14 protein-coding genes are annotated in these 17,753 nt (G+C 68.1%); 8 read left to right on the plus strand and 6 right to left on the minus strand.

The genetic code is table 11. The features are described 5' to 3' along the window. The first annotated feature begins 132 nt into the window (after positions 1 to 132). The 7 genes from J7D54_RS02230 (at position 133) to J7D54_RS02260 (ending at position 9,482) form a co-directional block, all read left to right on the plus strand. The gene (locus tag J7D54_RS02230) at positions 133 to 885 is read left to right on the plus strand and encodes a DeoR/GlpR family DNA-binding transcription regulator (protein WP_245244082.1); all 753 of its coding nucleotides are present in this window, start codon (positions 133 to 135) and stop codon (positions 883 to 885) included. Between the two features lie 17 nt (positions 886 to 902). Next, entirely contained in the window at positions 903 to 2,285 is a 1,383-nt protein-coding gene (locus J7D54_RS02235) for a dihydrolipoamide acetyltransferase family protein (protein ID WP_182762515.1), read from the plus strand. 14 nt (positions 2,286 to 2,299) lie between these two features. After that, complete coding sequence (gene lpdA, locus J7D54_RS02240) at positions 2,300 to 3,667, plus strand: dihydrolipoyl dehydrogenase (RefSeq protein WP_182762513.1); 1,368 nt, start codon at positions 2,300 to 2,302, stop codon at positions 3,665 to 3,667. A 19-nt stretch (positions 3,668 to 3,686) separates the two neighbouring features. Further along, positions 3,687 to 6,149, plus strand: coding sequence for a thiamine pyrophosphate-dependent enzyme (locus tag J7D54_RS02245; protein WP_182762512.1), 2,463 nt, complete (start codon positions 3,687 to 3,689; stop codon positions 6,147 to 6,149). Positions 6,150 to 6,366: 217 nt separating this feature from the next. Next, positions 6,367 to 7,713, plus strand: a complete 1,347-nt coding sequence (locus J7D54_RS02250) for a PHP domain-containing protein (protein WP_182762510.1) — start codon at positions 6,367 to 6,369, stop codon at positions 7,711 to 7,713. A gap of 38 nt (positions 7,714 to 7,751) precedes the next feature. Then, positions 7,752 to 8,861 carry an SDR family NAD(P)-dependent oxidoreductase gene (locus J7D54_RS02255; RefSeq protein ID WP_182762508.1) on the plus strand — a complete coding sequence of 370 codons (1,110 nt, stop codon included), beginning with the start codon at positions 7,752 to 7,754 and terminating at the stop codon, positions 8,859 to 8,861. Between the two features lie 231 nt (positions 8,862 to 9,092). Then, on the plus strand, positions 9,093 to 9,482 hold the full coding sequence (locus J7D54_RS02260) for a hypothetical protein (RefSeq protein ID WP_182762506.1): 390 nt from the start codon (positions 9,093 to 9,095) through the stop codon (positions 9,480 to 9,482). A gap of 366 nt (positions 9,483 to 9,848) precedes the next feature. On the opposite strand, the gene J7D54_RS02265 is transcribed toward J7D54_RS02260, so the two are convergent. Continuing rightward, positions 9,849 to 11,087: a prolyl oligopeptidase family serine peptidase gene (locus tag J7D54_RS02265; RefSeq protein WP_182762504.1), complete on the minus strand. Its 1,239-nt coding sequence runs from the start codon at positions 11,085 to 11,087 to the stop codon at positions 9,849 to 9,851. A 197-nt stretch (positions 11,088 to 11,284) separates the two neighbouring features. Continuing rightward, positions 11,285 to 12,202 (minus strand): type IV toxin-antitoxin system AbiEi family antitoxin domain-containing protein, encoded by a 918-nt coding sequence (locus J7D54_RS02270; RefSeq protein WP_182762502.1) that lies wholly within the window; start codon positions 12,200 to 12,202, stop codon positions 11,285 to 11,287. A 251-nt stretch (positions 12,203 to 12,453) separates the two neighbouring features. Between J7D54_RS02270 and J7D54_RS02275 the strand changes: the two genes are divergently transcribed. Then, positions 12,454 to 12,678, plus strand: coding sequence for a hypothetical protein (locus J7D54_RS02275; RefSeq protein ID WP_182762500.1), 225 nt, complete (start codon positions 12,454 to 12,456; stop codon positions 12,676 to 12,678). Positions 12,679 to 13,403: 725 nt separating this feature from the next. On the opposite strand, the gene J7D54_RS02280 is transcribed toward J7D54_RS02275, so the two are convergent. Genes J7D54_RS02280 through J7D54_RS02295 form a run of 4 tightly spaced genes read right to left on the minus strand, consistent with a single transcriptional unit; the run spans position 13,404 to position 17,655 of the window. Then, positions 13,404 to 14,402 (minus strand): LacI family DNA-binding transcriptional regulator, encoded by a 999-nt coding sequence (locus tag J7D54_RS02280; RefSeq protein WP_182762498.1) that lies wholly within the window; start codon positions 14,400 to 14,402, stop codon positions 13,404 to 13,406. Between the two features lie 42 nt (positions 14,403 to 14,444). Next, on the minus strand, positions 14,445 to 15,338 hold the full coding sequence (locus J7D54_RS02285; protein WP_182762496.1) for a carbohydrate ABC transporter permease: 894 nt from the start codon (positions 15,336 to 15,338) through the stop codon (positions 14,445 to 14,447). Beyond that, positions 15,338 to 16,333, minus strand: coding sequence for a carbohydrate ABC transporter permease (locus tag J7D54_RS02290; protein WP_209455187.1), 996 nt, complete (start codon positions 16,331 to 16,333; stop codon positions 15,338 to 15,340). The genes J7D54_RS02285 and J7D54_RS02290 overlap by 1 nt, the downstream gene beginning before the upstream one ends. 14 nt (positions 16,334 to 16,347) lie before the next feature. Next, positions 16,348 to 17,655: an ABC transporter substrate-binding protein gene (locus J7D54_RS02295; RefSeq protein WP_182762494.1), complete on the minus strand. Its 1,308-nt coding sequence runs from the start codon at positions 17,653 to 17,655 to the stop codon at positions 16,348 to 16,350. Positions 17,656 to 17,753 lie beyond the last annotated feature (98 nt).

The raw sequence follows: 17,753 nt of genomic DNA on the forward strand, positions 1-17,753 counted from the left end.
GGTGGCCAGGTCAATGGGCGAAAAGGTGTTCTGGACGATCGGTGACCCCCCTGATGCGAAGGCTCGAAAGGGCGCGTATAGTGGCGGTATCGAAAGCGATTCGTAACCCCAACGAAAGCGATGTGATCGACAGTGACCGTCGAACGCGCAGGCCGCGAGAGCGAGATCATGTCGCGCCTCAGCGATGACGGCGCGCTCACGGTGTCCTCTCTCGCGGCGGATCTGGGGGTGTCGGAAGTCACCATCCGAGGCGACCTCCGGGCGCTGGAGCAGCAGGGGATGCTCGTGCGCACACGCGGCGGCGCCAGGCCCACCACGCTCAAATCGATCCTCCAACGCGAACAACTCAACGTCGAGACCAAGACGCGCATCGCCGCGGCCGCGGCCGCCATGATCCGCGACGACGACGCCGTCATGATCGAGGCCGGCACCACGTGCGCCATGGTGGTGCGCAACCTCAGTGCCCGACGCGGCGTCCAGGTGGTCACCAACTCGGCGCTCGTCTTCAACAACGCGCGCATCAACGCCAACGTCAACGTCATCCTCACCGGGGGCGTCTTCCGTCGCGAGTCCGAGTCGTTCGTCGGCCCGCTCGCGGAACGGGCAATCGGAGAGTTCAACGCCCGCATCGCGTTCCTCGGCACCGACGGGTTCTCCCCGGAGCGCGGCCTCACCACCCGGTTCGTCGAGGGCGCACAGGTGGCCTCCACCATGCGCGACCGCGCCGAAGAGACCTGGCTCGTGGCCGATTCCACGAAGTTCGGCCAGGCCGGGTTCGTCAGTTTTCTGCCCCTGCGCGGCATCACCGGGATCATCACGGATTCCGGCCTGCCCGACGGGGCGTTGGAAGCGCTGCAAGAGCACACCCAGGTGTGCGTCGTCTAACAAAGAAGGAAACCGCAATGGCAACCGTTGTAGTCATGCCGCAACTCGGCAACAGCGTCGAGTCGTGCTTGATCATTTCCTGGCAGGTCAAGGTCGGCGACGAGGTCGCTGTCGACGGCGTGCTGTGTGAGGTCGAGACAGACAAGGCCTCCATGGAGGTACCGTCCACCGAGGCCGGCACCGTCCTGGCCATCCTCTGGGACGAGGGCGACGACGTCCCCGTCAAGGAGCCGCTGGTGGTCGTCGGCGCGGCGGGGGAAGACCCCCAGCCCGCGCTCGACGCCGCCGGCTGGAAGGGCAAGGACGGCGAAGCTGAGGAAGCTGAGTCGGCTGCTGCGCCTGTCGAGGCGCCTGCGGATGAACCTGCCACGTCGGCTCCCGCGTCCTCCGACCAGCCGCAGGCGGCTGGCTCAGGAAACGCCGGGACGAGCCCCCGGGCTCGCAACCTCGCCAGTTCCAGCAACATCGACATCAACGCCGTCCCGCAGGGCTCCGGCCCCGGCGGCCGCGTGATCGAGCGCGACGTGCAGGCCGTCCTCGCGGCCGGCGGCACCACGCTCGCCGCAGCCCGCGCGGGTGCGCTCCCCGGCCAGGGCACCGGCCTCGGCGGCCGCGTCGCCACCGCGGACCTCGGCAAGGAAACTGCGGCAGAAGCCCCGCAGGCCGCGCCGTTCCTCACGTCCGGCGCCCGCGAGTACCCCGGCCCCTCCACCGCCACCCCGGTGAAGGGCATCCGCAAGGTCATCGCCGAGCGCATGATGCACTCGCTGGCCAGCTCCGCACAGCTCACCTACACGTCGACGGCGAAGGCCGCCGGCCTGCTGTCCCTGCGCAAGAAGCTCAAGGGCTCGCCCGAGGAACTGGGCCTCAACAAGGTCACCATCGGCGACCTCGTCGGCTTCGCCGCCGTCAAGGCCGCGGCCAAGAACACCAACCACAACGGCCACCTCGAGGACGGCGTCTTCACCACGTATCAGAACGTGCACCTGGGCATGGCGGTGGACACCCCGCGCGGCCTCCTCGTGCCCACGGTGCGCAACGCGTCGCAGATGAGCCTGCGCGAGTTCTCCACCACCAGCAAGGACCTCGCGTTCCAGGCCATCGACGGCAAGATCAACCCCGATCTGCTCGCCGGCGCCACGTTCACGGTCTCCAACCTGGGCGGCTTCGGCATCGAGAGCTTCACCCCGCTGCTGAACGTCCCGCAGGTGGCCATCCTGGGCGTCGACGCCATCTTCCCCAGGGCCGTCATCAATGACGACGGCACCGTCGGGGCGGAACAGCGCATCGGCTTCTCGCTCACCGCGGACCACCGCGTGATCGACGGCGCCGACGCGGCCCGCTTCCTGCAGGACCTCGTGCGCTACATCGAAAACATCGACATCACGGTCCTGGGCTGAGAGGGAAGAGCGGAATGAACGAATTCGACGTCATCGTGCTGGGCGGCGGCCCCGGCGGCTACATCGCCGCCGAGCGCCTCGGCCACGCGAAGAAGAAGGTCCTCCTGGTGGAGGCCGACGCGCTGGGCGGCACCTGCCTGAACGTGGGCTGCATCCCCACCAAGGCGCTCCTCAACGCGGCCAAGACCTACGCCCACGCCAAGCACGGCGCGAAGCTGGGCGTCAACGCCGGCGACATCTCGGTGGACTGGCCCACCATGCAGAAGTGGAAGAAGCAGACCGTCGACACCCTCGTGGGCGGCGTCGGTCAGGCCGAGAAGAAGGCCGGCGTCACCGTCGTCAAGGGCCACGGCACGTTCGACGGCCCGGGCAAGGTCACCGTCGACGGCACGCAGTACACCGGCAAGCACGTGATCCTCGCCACCGGCTCGGTCCCCGTCATGCCGCCCATCCCCGGCGCCAAGGACAACCCGAAGGTGGTGGACTCCACCGGCATGCTCGCCATCGAGGAGATCCCGGCGCGCCTCGCCGTCATCGGCGGCGGCGTGATCGGCCTCGAGTTCGCCAGCCTGTTCGCCATGCTGGGCTCCGAGGTCACCGTCGTGGAGATGCTGCCGGAGATCGTGCCGTTCATGGACGACGAGCTCGCCGCGCAGCTGCGCAAGGGCCTCGCCGACGTGAAGTTCAAGCTCGAATGCAAGGTCACCGCCATCGACGGCGGCACCGTCAAGTACGTGACGTTGGCCGGCGCGGAGGAATCCGTCGAGGCCGACGTCGTGCTGATGGCCGTTGGCAGGCGCCCCCTCGTGCAGGGCTGGGGCGCGGAGAACTCGGGCCTGGAGTTCTCCGGCAAGGGCATTGTCGTCGACGACCGGATGCGCACCAACCTGCCCAACGTGTGGGCCGTGGGTGACGTCACCGGCCGCTCGCTGCTGGCCCACGCGGCCTACCGCATGGGTGAGATCGCCGTCGCCAACATCCTCGACCCCGAGGCGCACCGCCGCGGCGAGATCATGCGCTGGAACACCATCCCGTGGGCCGTGTATTCGGCCCCTGAGGCGGCAGGCATCGGCCTCACCGAGAAGCAGGCCGCAGCGGCCGGCTACACGGTGGGCAAGGTAACGGTCCCGGCCTACCTGTCCGGCCGCTTCGTCGCCGAAGAGGGCGTCAAGGCACCCGGCGCCTGCAAGCTCGTCTACGACGCCGACAGCCTCACCGTGCTCGGCGTCCACGTGCTCGGCAGCTACGCCTCCGAAATGGTCTGGGGCGCCTCCGTCGTGCTCGAGACCGAACTCAGCATCACCGACCTGCGCCAGGTCGTCTTCCCCCACCCAACCGTCAGCGAACTGATCCGAGAAGCGGCTTGGGCCGCGAAGATCTGACACCAGGAGATACACACCCATGACCAAGTCACTCATCGTCGACCCGAGCAACGTACGTTCGGCGTCGTACATCGAATCACCGAAGGTTCCCGTCAACCAGTACAAGCCGGATTTCGACGCGGAACTCGCCAAGTACGGCAAGCAGGGCCTCGTCGACATCCTCCACGACATGATCGCCGTGCGGCAGTTCGAGACCATGCTGGATTCCATCAAGAAGACCGGCTCCTGGAACGGTGTCGAGTACAACCACCGCGGCCCCGCGCACCTGTCCATCGGCCAGGAATCCGCCGTCGTGGGCCAGGCCTCGCAGCTGAACCCCGACGACTACGTCTTCGGCTCGCACCGCTCGCACGGCGAGATCCTCGCCAAGTGCTACTCCGCGGCCCGCAAGCTGCCCGAAGACCAGCTCGAGAACATCATGAAGCAGTTCCTCGACGGCGAGACCCTCGGGTTCGCCGAGAAGGTGGGCTTCGAAAACCTCGCAGACCTGGCCGAGAACTTCATCCTCTACGGCACCGTCGCTGAGACCTTCGCCCGCTCCGCCGGCTTCAACCGCGGCCTCGGCGGCTCCATGCACGCCTTCTTCGCGCCGTTCGGCTCCATGCCGAACAACGCCATCGTCGGCGGCTCCGCAGACATCGCCACCGGTTCCGCGCTGTTCAAGCGCATCAACCGGCAGAACGGCATCGTGATCGCCAACATCGGCGACGCCTCCATGGGCTGTGGCCCGGTGTGGGAAGCCATGATGATGTCCGCCATGGACCAGTACCGCACCCTGTGGAAGGACGGCGTCGACGGCAACCCGCCCATCTGGTTCAACTTCTTCAACAACTTCTACGGCATGGGCGGCCAGACCGCCGGCGAGACCATGGGCTACGACATCCTCGCCCGCGTGGGCATGGGCGTGAACCCCGAGGCCATGCACGCCGAGCGCGTCGACGGCCTGAACCCGCTCGCCGTCGCCGATGCGGTCGCCCGCAAGCGCGAGATCCTGGAGAACGGCCACGGCCCGGTGCTCACCGACACCATCACCTACCGCTTCTCCGGCCACTCGCCGTCGGACGCCTCGTCCTACCGCACGCCCGAAGAGGTGGAGCTGTGGCAGGCCCACGACGGCCTCACGAACTACGCCAAGTACCTCGTCGACAACAAGGTCCTCACCCAGGACGAGGTGGACGGGATCCAGGCCACGTTCGACGAGCGCCTGACCAAGATCATCGCCATCGCCACGAAGGACGACGGCTCCAGCCCCCGCGTCGACACCGCGTTCATCGAATCGGTCATGTACTCCGACGGCAACGAGCCCTCGCTGGACACCACCCGCGAGCCGGAACTCCTCCAGCCGCTGGCGGAGAACGCCCGCGCCAAGTCGCTGCTCGCCAAGAGCCGCTTCTACAAGGACGCCTCCGGCAAGACGGTCTCCAAGGCCAAGGCCTACAACTACCGCGACGCGCTGTTCGAGGCCGTCGCGCACGGTTTCGCCACGGACCCGACGCTCGCCGGCTGGGGCGAGGAGAACCGCGACTGGGGCGGCGCGTTCGCCGTCTACCGCGGCCTCACCGAACTGCTGCCGCACCACCGCCTGTTCAACTCGCCCATCTCCGAGGCCGCCATCATCGGCGCCGGTGTCGGCTACGCGCTCTCGGGCGGCCGCGCCATCGTCGAACTGATGTACTGCGACTTCCTCGGCCGCGCGGGCGACGAGATCTTCAACCAGGCGCCCAAGTGGCAGTCCATGTCCGGCGGCCTGCTCAAGATGCCGCTGGTGATGCGCGTGTCCGTGGGCTCCAAGTACGGCGCCCAGCACTCGCAGGACTGGTCCGCGCTCGTGGCGCACATGCCCGGCCTGAAGGTCTATTACCCCTCCACCCCGTTCGACGCCAAGGGCATGATGAACCTGGCGCTGCGCGGCACTGATCCGGTGGTGTTCTTCGAGTCGCAGCTGCTGTACGACGTGGCTGAGCAGTTCGTCGAGGACGGCGTGCCGGTGGAGTACTACGAGGTGGAAGAGGGTCAGCCCGTCGTCCGCCGCGAAGGCACCGATGTGACCATCGCGACGCTCGGCCCCACGCTGTACCGCGCGATGGAGGCAGCTGAGACGCTGGAGTCCGAGTACGGGGTGTCCGCTGAGGTCATCGACCTGCGCTTCATCGCCCCGCTGGATCTGACGGTGGTGTTGGAGTCGGTGAAGAAGACCGGCCGCCTGCTGCTGTCGTCGGACGCCGTGGATCGTGGCTCGTTCCTCCACGATGTCGCCTCCCGGGTGCAGACCCTGGCGTTCGACAGCCTCGACGCTCCGGTCACCGTGGTGGGTTCGCGCAACATCATCACGCCCGCCGCTGAGCTGGAGAAGTTGTTCTTCCCGCAGCCTGAGTGGATCGTCGACGCCATCCACGAGCGGATGCTCCCGCTGAAGGGCCACACGCCCGAGTCGAACCAGACCGACGGCGAAATCGTCCGCCGGGCGAAGCTGGGCCTCTGACGACGGTGGGCCGGGCGTCGCTTCGGTGTCGCCCGGCCCACCATCTCGCAGACCGCCCGTGACGTCGCAGACCTGGGCGTGACGTCGCAGACGGCCTGCGGGGTCGCAGACAGTCCTCTGGCTGCGACGTCGGCCGAGGTCTGCGACGTCCGACGGAGGTCTGCGACGTTCGGCCGAAGTCTGCGAAGTGCGCAGCGATGCAGTGAAAAGGAGAAGCATGACCACCACGATCAACGACCCCAGTGCCACCCCGGTCGAGCGACTCGACGCGCTGCGGGAGCACCTCGCAACCAACCCGGATTTCCCGCCCTTCGTGACGGAATCCAACAACCACGTCCACACCATCTACAGCTTCAGCCCGTACACGCCCGCCATGGCGGCGTTGCGGGCCCGCGAGGCCGGGCTGACCGTCGTCGGCTCCGTGGACCACGATTCGGCCGCCGGCGCCGCGGAGATGACGGCGGCCGCTGAGGCCGTCGGGCTCGGCTCGGTCACCGGCTTCGAGTGCCGCGTCTACGTGCACTCCGCCGACGACGTGGCGGCGGGTCGCGCCCCGTTCCACGACCGGAAGCTCAACAACCCGGACACCGCCGGCATCGTCTACATGACGGTGCAGGGCATCCCCGCGTCGTCGCGCGACGCGGCCGCGGAGTTCCTCAAGCCCATCCGCGAGGCGCGGCTGAAGCGCACCGCCACCATGGTGGAGAACGCCAACGCGATCCTGGAGAAGCTCGGCGCCCCGTTGATCGATGTGGAGACCGACATCGTCGGGCGCTCGCAGTTCCTGCTCGGTGGCACGGTCACCGAGCGTCACCTCCTGGCCGCGATGGCGGACAAGCTGATCGCGCACTTCGGGCGCGGCGAGTCGCTGGTCGACGGGCTGGCGCAGCTGGGGCTGAGCCTGTCCGACAAGGTCAAGGCGCAGCTGGCCGACGTCGACAACCCGCACCTCACCTTCGACCTCCTGGGCGTGATGAAGGCCGAGTTCCTCGACCAGATCTACGTCATCCCCGGGCGGTTCGAGGACGGCGGCGAATGCCCGACGATGGCTGAGGTGATCGCCTTCGCCAAGTCGATCGGGGCCATCCCGTGCTACGCGTACCTGGGTGACGTCACGGCGTCGCCGACGGGGGACAAGAAGGCGGAGAAGTTCGAGGACGACTTCCTCGACGAACTCGTCGAGTTCCTCGGCGAGATCGGGATGCCGGCCATCACGTACATGCCGCCGCGCAACACATCCGCGCAGATGGCGCGCATCGCTGACCTGGCGGACCGCAACGGCCTGCTCGAGGTGAGCGGTGTGGACATCAACACGCCGCGTCAGGTGTTCAACTGCCCCGAGCTGCAGCGCCCGGAGCTGGACCACCTGAACGACGCGACGTGGGCGATGGTCGCCCATGAGCGGCTCGCCGAGCACGACCGTTCGCTCGGCCTGTTCGCCGAAAACTCGCCCTTCGCCGGGCTGCCGCTGAAGGAGCGCGTTGCCCGCTACTCCGCAGTCGGCCGGGAAATGGTCCAGGACGGCCTGTCCGTCGCCGAAGCCGCGGCGCGGCTCATCCCCTGAGCCAGCCGCCCGGCTCAGGAACCGTTAAGGAGAAACCCATGACCATCACCACTATCGCCCCGATGGTGCGGGGCGCGTACCTCGCCCGGCACGGCGTCCCCGTCGTCCTCACGCTGAGCGACCCGGCAGAGCCCGCCGGGCCCGTCAGCCTTCAGGCGGCCTCGATCGACGAGCTGCCCGACGCACTCCAGGGCGCCGAACTCCCCCTCCCCGCTCAGCTCGCCGTCGAGGTGGCGGGGGAGAGCTACTCGTTCGCCGTCGAGACCCTCGGCGACGTCTCCGTCCTGCCCGACGCGAAATCGGCCGAGGCGCGTTCCGCGGCGTTCCGCTCCGAGGTGGTGGCCGGCAAGGTCGCCGTCGTGACCGGCGGCGCGCAGGGCTTCGGCGCTGAGATCGTGCACGGCCTCGTCGACTCCGGCGCGTTCGTCTACATCGCCGACCTCAACATCGACGGCGCCACCGCCCTCTCCCAGGAGCTGGGCACGGACCGCACCGCGGCCATCAAGGTCAACGTCGGCGACGAGGACTCCGTCGCCGCGATGGCTGAGGAGATCGCCCGGCGCACCGGTGGTCTCGACCTGGTCGTCTCCAACGCCGGCGTCGTGCGCGCCGGCCCGGTGTTGGAGCAGGAGTTGAAGGACTTCGCCTTCACCACCGACATCAACTACACGGCGTTCTTCCTCGTCACCAAGCACCTGGGTCGCCTGCTCGCGGCCCAGCACCTCACCGCGCCCGAGTGGACCACCGACATCATCCAGATCAACTCCAAGTCCGGCCTCGTCGGCTCGAACAAGAACGGCGCCTACGCGGGCTCGAAGTTCGGCGGCATCGGGCTGGTGCAGTCGTTCGCGTTGGAGATGGTGGAGCACGGCGTCAAGGTCAACGCGATCTGCCCGGGCAACTTCTACGACGGCCCGCTGTGGTCGGACCCGGACCGGGGCCTGTTCGTGCAGTACCTGCGCTCCGGCAAGGTACCTGGCGCGACCACCGTCCAGGAGGTCCGCGACTTCTACGAGGCCAAGGTGCCGCTGCGTCGCGGCACGTACGGCGCCGACGTGATGCGCGCGGTGTACTACATCGTCGAGCAGGCCTACGAAACGGGCCAGGCCATCCCGGTCACCGGCGGTCAGGTCATGCTGAGCAGCTAGGGCTGGGTGAGTTCGTCGTCGCGGTCCGTCGGGTCAAGCCCGGCGGACCGCGATTGCGTTCTGTTGGATGAAGCTGAGGTCGTCGCCGCCTGCGCTGGGCAGCTGGCGCGTGAGCTCGTGGGGGCTGGTCAGGGCAGGCGGCTCTCGGATTGCTACTGGGTTTGGTGCCGTCTTTGGGCATGAATCCAGCACTTGAGCTGGGCGCGATGTTTCAGTGCTGGGTCTAGTGCCATGGACGGAGCCAACCTCAGCAGTGAATTGCGACGGCGTGCTGGCGGCGACGAGGCCCGCCAGGCCGAGGAGCTCGAGGCGCACCTGCGGCTGCTGTGGCAGCACCCCAGCGTCGTGTCGGCCACGTACTGGCGGATCTCCGACGTCGACGCCTGGCTCGGCGCCCCCGCCGGGCTGGTGCGGCTCGACGGCACCCCGAAGCCGGCCTACCACGCGCTGCGTCGCCTGGTGAAGGAGGAGTGGTGGACGCCGCCGGCCACGCTGCGGACGGACGCCGAGGGTCGGGTCGCCGTCGAGGGGTGGAAGGGGCGCTACCGGGCTGTGGCCGACGGGGTCGCCGTGGACTTCGACCTCGCCGACGCCCAGCCTGAGGACCTGACGCTGCGCTGAGGCTTCGGGAGTGCCGGGTGAGGCTGGACAAGGCAGCAACCGCGGAGGCCGGCGCACCCCAGACTCGGCAGGCGACCCCAGCACTCCGTCGCAATTCACTGCTGGGTTTGAGCCCGTCTATGGAGCGAAACTCAGCACTGGAGTCGAGCGCCTGCACTCAGTGCTGAGTTCGTGCCCAAGGACGGCACCAAACTCAGCAGTGAGCCGAAAGCCGCCTGCCGGACTCAGGCGCTGCGGCCTGACGCGCTGGCTGCCTTGCCCAGCGCAGGCGGAGGCAACCTCGGCTTCCAGAGCTCAACCCGCAGGAGGGCCCGGCGCTGACACCCGTCAGCCGCCGGGCCCTCGTCCCGGGCCGGTGTGTGGAGGTCAGCGGTGCTGCTGGGCCATCCACTGCCAGATGTGCTGACCGTTGTGCTGGGGGTCGTTGCGGGCGACGTAGATCCACGACCAGTGCCCCATGAACTGGTGGCCCTGCCACGTCACCGTGTCGTACAGCGTGACGATGGCGTCGTCGATCAGCGCCGCCGCCCGCCCGCTGTTGGGCTCCCAGGGCAGGACGGTGTCGTCCTTCGAGTGCACCAGCCACGTCGGGGTCGAGCCGACGCTCTGCAACTCGGCGTCCGTGAAGAAGTTGGGGGTCGCACCGGGACAGATGGGGACGACGGAGGCGAACTTCTCCGGGTACTCGACCGCCATCTTGAGCGACATGTAGCCGCCGTTGCTGCAGCCCAAGACGTGCACCCGTTGCGGGTCGATCTTGTGGTTCGACGCGAGCAGCTCGTCGACGAGCGCGGCGATCTTCGGCGCGAAACCGTCGCCGTCGGTCATCCACGCGCTGGGCGACTGCGGGGCGACGACGTACGCGCCCCCGAAGATCTGCTGCGCCTCCGGCGTGACGAAACCGACTGCGCCACGGTTGCCGCGCAGTTGTGCCTCGTTCGTCTGGCGCGCGCCCATGCCGCCTTCGCCGCCTCCGTGCAGCCAGACGATCAGCGGGTGCTTGCCGCCCTTGCCGTGGCCGTTGTTCCTGGGGCTGAACAGGCGGTAGTTCAGCCCGGAGATGGAGGTCCCGTAGCTGAAGGCGTCCACCTCGGGGTTCGTCAGTTCACCTTGGACGAATCGGGCGATCGTCACCTGGCGCTGGTTGCGCAGCCGGAGCGGGGCGTTCTGCGTGATCGTGTAGGTGAGGTTGAATTCGACGTTGCGCCCGGCCGGGACGGTGTAACCCAGGGTGGCGCCCCCTGGAACGCCCTCGGCGGTTGCCAGTTCGAGGGTGATGTTGCCCCGGTTGTCGACGCGGGCCGCAGTCACGTCGCGGTGGACGTCGTAGGTGCCGAGGGTGAGTTGGTTCGAGGAGGCGGGGAGCGGGCTCTCCGCCCGGGCAAGCACCGAGAAGGTCTCGAGGGTCAGGCTCGAGGGGTCGAACTGTCCGAGCACGCCGGCCCGGATGGTCAGCGACGTCACCTGCTCGCCGCCGTCGAGCACTGTGGCGTTCAGGTCGAAGCCCACCGAGGTGGACGCCGAGGCCACCTGCGGGAGGGTGGCCACTGCCGGGATTGCTGCGGCCGAACCGAGCAGGGCACGTCGTGTGAGGGGTTGCATCATTCCGAGACTCCTTCGTCTGGGGCTGGGATTTGTCCAACGCATCCGCCGTGGGCCTCGTCGTGGAGGTCGTGGCGGACATGATCATTACCCGGCCTCGTGGGGTGCAGGACGGAGAGCCGCTGCATGATCGGACGCCTCGGCGGCACAATCGGTCGTCGCAAGGCAGGCGCTTGGCGCCACATCCAGCACTGGTGGGCTCAGGATGTCCGGCAGCACAGTGCGCTTCGGAGCTGATCCGGCCAGCCGCCCCTCCCCAGGACGGTCGCCATCTGGCGGGCGGCGGCGCATGCTTCCTGATTCGCGCCGGTCCAGCCGTAGCGCAGGGTCCGGCTGTCGTCCTGCACGACATTGAGGTTGTCCCGGTCCATGTCGCGCGTGGCGTCCTGATGGTCGGCCAGCCCGTCGAGTTCGAGGATGAGCTTGTAGTCGCGGTAGATCCCATCCACACGTCCGGCCTCGCGGCGCACCTGGCGCTCCGGGATGGGGAGGCCATGAGGGATCAGGACGTTGGTGTGGAACCGCCACTCCAGCGCGCTCTCGATGCCATTCGCTGCTTCGGTGCAGAGCTGGGCCAGGACAGCACGGTGCCCGACGCGCGACCGGCCGTCGACCGCCTCGCTGATCCGCTGGGTCGTCGTCTTGTCCTTCGCCAGTGCCCTGGCCACTGCGCTGACGGTTTCGTTCTCGTCCCCAGTGTCGGCGATGTCGAGCAGCGCCTCCTCCACCGACGTCCGCGGCAGCGTGTACAGGCGCCTGCGCTCGCCTCTGCGGAAGGTGATGCGCCACTCGTCGAGGGTGAAGTCCTGATGGTCGGTGGGGACCCAGATGGTCACGTCGGTAGGAGCCTCGCGGACGATGTCGTACACGTGGCCCGCCGCGCGGCCGCCGACCGCCGCCTCCTTCCCCCCACGGAGGATTCCCGCCCAGGCGGCCGCTGTGAACGACGGCGCCCCGAGGAGGTACAGCCCTTGAGCCACCGGCCGCCAGCCCTGCGCCATGCGTGAGATGACCTTGCGGCTCAGCCCGCCGTCGAGGAGTTGCCGCGTGCTGAGCACCCCGGCCTGGTCTGCGGCCAGCTTCTCGAGGGATGAAGAGAGATGTTGTCGATGTCGCACGGCGCCAGTCTGTGCTCGCGTGGGTGCGATGGGGAGGGGCTGGCGGCAACGGACAACACCTCAGGGGCAACTGACAACACGAAGGTCCTCCGGGACAACACTTGGCGCGGGTTGGACAACACCCTGTGTGGCCTGAGCCCGCCAGGCGACCTCAGTTCGCCGTCGGGTTTCACCGCTGAGTTTGAGCCCGTCTATGGCGCCAAACCCAGCACTGAGGCCGAGCGGTCGACGCCAGTGCTGGGTTTGTGTCCATGGACGGCATCAAAGCCAGCAGTGACCTGCAGTCGCCTGCCGGGCTCAGTCTGAGCGGGGATCGCGCGATTGCTGCTTTGGCCAGAGCAGGTGACGGCAGCCTCGGCTTGCAGGGCCTGACCGCTGGCGGGCGCAAGTCGCCTGCCGGGTTCAGGCCCAGCGGGGATCATGCGGTTGCTGCCTTGCCCAGCGCAGGTGACGGCGCCTCGGCCGCCAGCGCCTGACCCGGGACGAGCTCATGTCCGCCCGGGCTCTTCAGCCCCTGACGGCCTGCGTCGGGTGGGCAAGTTGCGGCCGAATCGGGTTGCGCTGAACGAGGCAGCAAACGCGCAGGTGGGTGCTGCCCCGGCCCGCCAGGCGACCTCAGTTCGCCGTCGGGTTTCACCGCTGAGTTTGAGTCCGTCTATGGCGCCAAACTCAGCACTGAGGCCGAGCGGTCGACGCCAGTGCTGGGTTTGTGTCCATGGACGGCATCAAAGCCAGCAGTGACCTGCAGTCGCCTGCCGGGTTCAGGCCCAGCGTGGATCATGCGGTTGCTGCCCTGCCCAGCGCAGGTGACGGGGCCTCGGCTCTCAGCGCGTGACCCGAGACGAGCTCACGTCCCCCCCCGAGTGCCCCAGCCCCGGCGGCTTCGGAGGGGCGGGGGAGTTGCGGCCGAATCCCGGTCGCACTGAAAGCGGCAGCAAACGCGGAGGCGGGCGCCGCCCCCGGCCCGCCAAGCGACCTCAGTTCGCCGCCGGGTTTCACCGCTGAGTTTGAGCCCGTGTATGGCGCCAAACCCAGCACTGAGGCCGAGCGGTCGACGCCAGTGCTGGCTTTGTGTCCAAGGACGGCATCAAAGCCAGCAGTGGTCGGCAGTCCGCCCACCAAGCTCACGGGTGTTGGCCGTGCCAGGCCCGACACGTCGAGCGGGATCATGCGGTCCAGCAGCCGACCACACAGCCCCGTGTCAGGAGGCGACCACGGCGGTGGTGCCCCGCAGGATGAGCTGCGTCGGCAACTGACGGTGCGGGTCAGTCATCTCGCGCCCGGCCAGCAGGTCGAGCAGCATGCTCAACGCCATCGCGCCGATCGCCTGCAACGGCTGGGCGACGGTGGTCAGACCCTGCCTAGCCGCCTCAGGCACGTCGTCGAAGCCCACCACGGACAGGTCTTCGGGGACCCTCAGGCCGCGAGCGTGGGCCGCGGCGATCACCTGCAGCGCCGACACGTCGTTGGCCGCGACGATCGCCGTCGGGCGGTCAGGGTCGTCGAGCAGCCGGGCGGCGGGTTCGGCAGCGCCGACGGCGGTGTAGTCGCCGGACAGCACGTGCCGCTCGTCGAGGGGCACCTTGGCAGCTGCCAGGGCCTTGCGCAGGCCGGCCTCGCGTGAGACGGCGGAGGCCAGGTCGTCGCGGCCACCCAGGTAGCCGATCCGGCGGTGCCCCAGCCCCAGCAGGTGGTTGACGGCGGAGCGCGTGCCGCCCTCGTCGTTGACCGAGACGGCGGGCCGGGTGAGGTCCAGCCGCTGCGGGTCCACGGCCACCACCGGGAAGTTCCCGGAGGTCGCCTCGACGCTGGGCGTCACGATGATGGCGCCGTCGATCAGGCTGCCGGCCAGGCGGCCCAGCAGCTTCTGCTCCCAGCCGGTGGGGGCGTGCGGGTTGTGGGAGGCGCCGGCCCAGGCCATGATCTCCAGATCGGTGCCCTCGGCGGCGGCGCCGACGCCCTTGAGGATCTCGGCGGAGTAGGGCTCGAACTGGCTCACCAGCACCCCGACGACCCCCGTGCGGCGGGCGCGCAGCGACTGGGCCCCGATGTTGCCGACATAGCCGAGCTCATCGATGACCTGCTGCACGCGCTGCTGGGTGTCTGCGGCGATGCCGTCGCGCCCGTTCATGACCTTCGAGATCGTCGATACCGACACGCCCGCGGCGCGGGCGACATCAGTGATCGTCACTCGACGCATGAACCCTCCCTCCACAGTCCGTACGCATGCATGTCAGCCTCATCAGCCCTTGACGGCGCCGCTGAGGCCGCCCACGATCCGACGCTCGAAGATGCTGAAGAACAGCAGTGCGGGGAGCATGGACAGCGACGTGAACGCCAACACCGCGGCGGTGTTCACCGAGTGCTGCGACGCGAACGCCTGGACGCCCAGGGGGAGAGTGTACTTCTCCGGGGAACTCAGGATGAACAGCGGCAGCATGTAGTTGTTCCAGGCGCCGATGAACGCCAGGATGCCCGTCGTGATGACGCCCGGCAGCGACAGCGGCAACACCATCCGGAAGAAGAAGCCGACGCGGCCGGAGCCGTCGATCATCGCTGCCTCTTCGATCTCCTTGGGGATGGCACGCAGGAACGGCACCAGGATGATCACGGTGACCGGCAGCGCGAACGCGATCTGCGGCAGGATGATGCCGGCCAGGCTGTCGGTGAGCCCCAGGGTCCGGATCAGGATGTACAGGGGCGTGATGGCGACCGTCAGCGGGAACATCAGCCCTGCGGCGAACAGCGAGAACAGGGCGTTGCGGCCCCGGAACTGGTAGCGCGCGATGACGTAGCTCGCTGCCAGGGCCAGCGCGACGCAGCCCACCGTCGTCAGGGTGGCGGAGATCGTCGAGTTGCCGAACTGGATCCAGAAGGTGCTGGAGGTCAGCACGTCGGTGTAGTTCTCGAGGACCCAGGGACTCGGCAGGCCGGACGGGTCCGTCGTGATCTGCGAGTTGCTGCGGAAGCCGCCGAGGATGATGTACAGCACCGGCCCGATGCACAGCGCGATCAGCACCGTGGCGAGCAGGTAGAGGCTGGGGCTACCCCAGGGGACGCTGGATTTGCTCTGCTTCTTGCCCCCATAGGGGCGGCGAGCGGCCCGGCTACGTTGGGTGAGGGCGGCCTGGGACATCAGTTCTTGTCCTTTCCGGGCTTCTCCGTGAGGGCGCCCTCGGTGTCGCGGCGCAGCACGAAGCGCTGATAGGTCAGAGCGATGACCAGCGAGATCAGGAAGATGACGACGGCGACGGCGTTGCCGTAGCCGTAGTTACCGGCGAGGCGGCCCTCGCGGACCATGTAGGTGGCCATCGTCGAGGTGCCGGCGGTGTCTGCCACGTACTGACCCCAGATGATGTAGACGAGGTCGAACAGCTGCAGGGAGCCGATGATCGACAGGAACGCCCAGATGCGGATGGTGGGGCCCAGCAGCGGCAGCGTGATGGCGCGCTGGATCTGCCAGTAGGACGCACCGTCGACGGCGGCCGCCTCGTACAGCTCATCGGGGATGCCCTGCATACCCGCGAGCATGAGGATCACCGCGAAGCCGATGTACTTCCAGGAGATGATGACCATCAGGGTCCAGATGGCGATCTTCGGGTTCGCGATCCAGTCCTGCTGGAGCACGTCCAGGCCGATCTTGCCGAGGAAGTCGTTGAGGGCGCCGGTGCTCTGCAGCATCAGGGACCACCCGGTGCCGACGATGACTTCGGCGATGACGTAGGGGACGAAGATCAGCACCCGGATGAGGGAGCGGCCCCGGACCTGTTGGTTGAGGAGGAGGGCGAATCCGATCGCGATCGGCCCCTGCATGACGAGGGACGCAATGACGATGAAACCGTTGTGCTGCACCGCGGAGAGGAAGAGACCGTCGGTGAAGATGGTGACGTAATTCTGCAGCCCGATGAACTCGGTAGGCGGGCCGAAGCCGCGCCAGCGGAAGAAGCCGTAGTAGGCCGCCATGAACACGGGGAAGATGACGAAGCCTACGAACATCACGATCGCAGGGCCCGCGAGGAGCAAGATCTCCGCGCGCTTGAGCCAGTCAGCCCGTGCTCGGCGCGGCCGGCCGGCCCGGGCCGGCGCCGTGGAGGCGCCGACCCGAGCAGTAGTGGTGGTGGTGACAGTCACGACCGGCCTCCGTGTCAGCCCTTGGCGGCGGCGGACTCGACTGCGGACACGATGTCCTCAGGCGTGCCCTGGCCGGCGAGCATGTTGACGACGCCGGCGTTGAGCGCGTTGCCCACGTTCTGGCCCAGCAGGGTGTCGAGCCAGACCGTCATGTAGGCCGCGTTGGAGTAGGCGCCGAGGATGTCCTTCAGCGCGGGGTCCTCCACCGCGTCTGCCGCGTCGCCGTTGGCGGGGAGGGTGTTGAACGCCGTGGCGTACGCCTCCTGGTTCGCCTTGCTGGCGTAGAAGTTCAGGAAGTCGGCGCACTCGGCGGGGGAATCGATGTGGCAGGCGTAGCCGTCGGCGCCGCCCATCATCGCCGTCGGGTCGCCTTCGCCGCCCTCGACGGCCGGGAAGGGGAACCAGCCGAGGTCAGGCAGCGGCTTCTCGTCGGGGGTGAGGGAGGCGATGACGCCGGGGTTCCAGGCGCCCATCAGTTCCATACCGGCCAGGTGGTTGGCGACGAGGCCGGCGGAGCTACCCGCGCCCTGCTGGGCGGAGGTGGTGAGGAAGCCCTGGTTGAACGGCTCGGTGTCGGCGAACTTCTGCAGTTCCTTGCCCGCGTCGAGCCAGCACTGGTCGGAGAAGTCGAGCTCTGCGGCCTTGTTGATGGTGTCCTCGCTGCACTGGCGCAGCACGAAGAAGTAGTACCAGTGAGCTGCCGGCCAGGCGTCCTTGCCGCCCAGTGCGATGGGCTCGACGCCCGATTCCTTGAGCTTGGCGACGGCGTCGTTCAGCTCGTCCATGTTCTCGGGCGTGCCCTCGATGCCGGCCGCCTCGAAGAGGTCCTTCGAATAGTAGATGCCGCCGGGCAGGAGCGAGGTGGGGAGGCCGTAGATCTTGCCGTCCACGTTGAAGGTGTTGACGATCGCGTCGCCGTAAGCCTCCTTGGTCTCGTCGGAGATGGCGTCGGTGATGTCCATGATCTGCTGGGCCTCGACCATGTCGGCCAGCTTGCCGCCGCCACGCGCCATGAAGATGTCGGGCGCGTCGCCGGAGTTGAGCGCCGTCTGCAGGCGTCCGTCCATGTCTTCGTTCTGGATCACCTGGATCTCGAAGGTGACGTTGGGGTTCTCCGCGGTGAATGCCGCGGTGGTGTCCTCCCAGTAGGCCTTACCGGGGCCTGTGGTGGAGTTGTGCCAGAAGCTCAGGGTGACGGGTTCGCCGCCGGCAGCTGAGCTTGCCGCATCGCTGGGCGCTGTGGTCTCGCCGGGCTCAGTTGCCCCGCCGCACGCGCTCAGCAGGAGAGCCGCGATCGCGGTTCCGATGAGGGCCTTCTTCATGTGTGGTTCCTCCCAGTCAGCATTGACTTTGATGGCATTTAGTTGTGCCGTGAGACTAATCCTGGCAAGCTAAGTGCACGATGTCAAACGTTTTCGGT

Source organism: Tessaracoccus sp. MC1865 (genome assembly GCF_017815535.1).
GTDB lineage: Bacteria > Actinomycetota > Actinomycetes > Propionibacteriales > Propionibacteriaceae > Arachnia.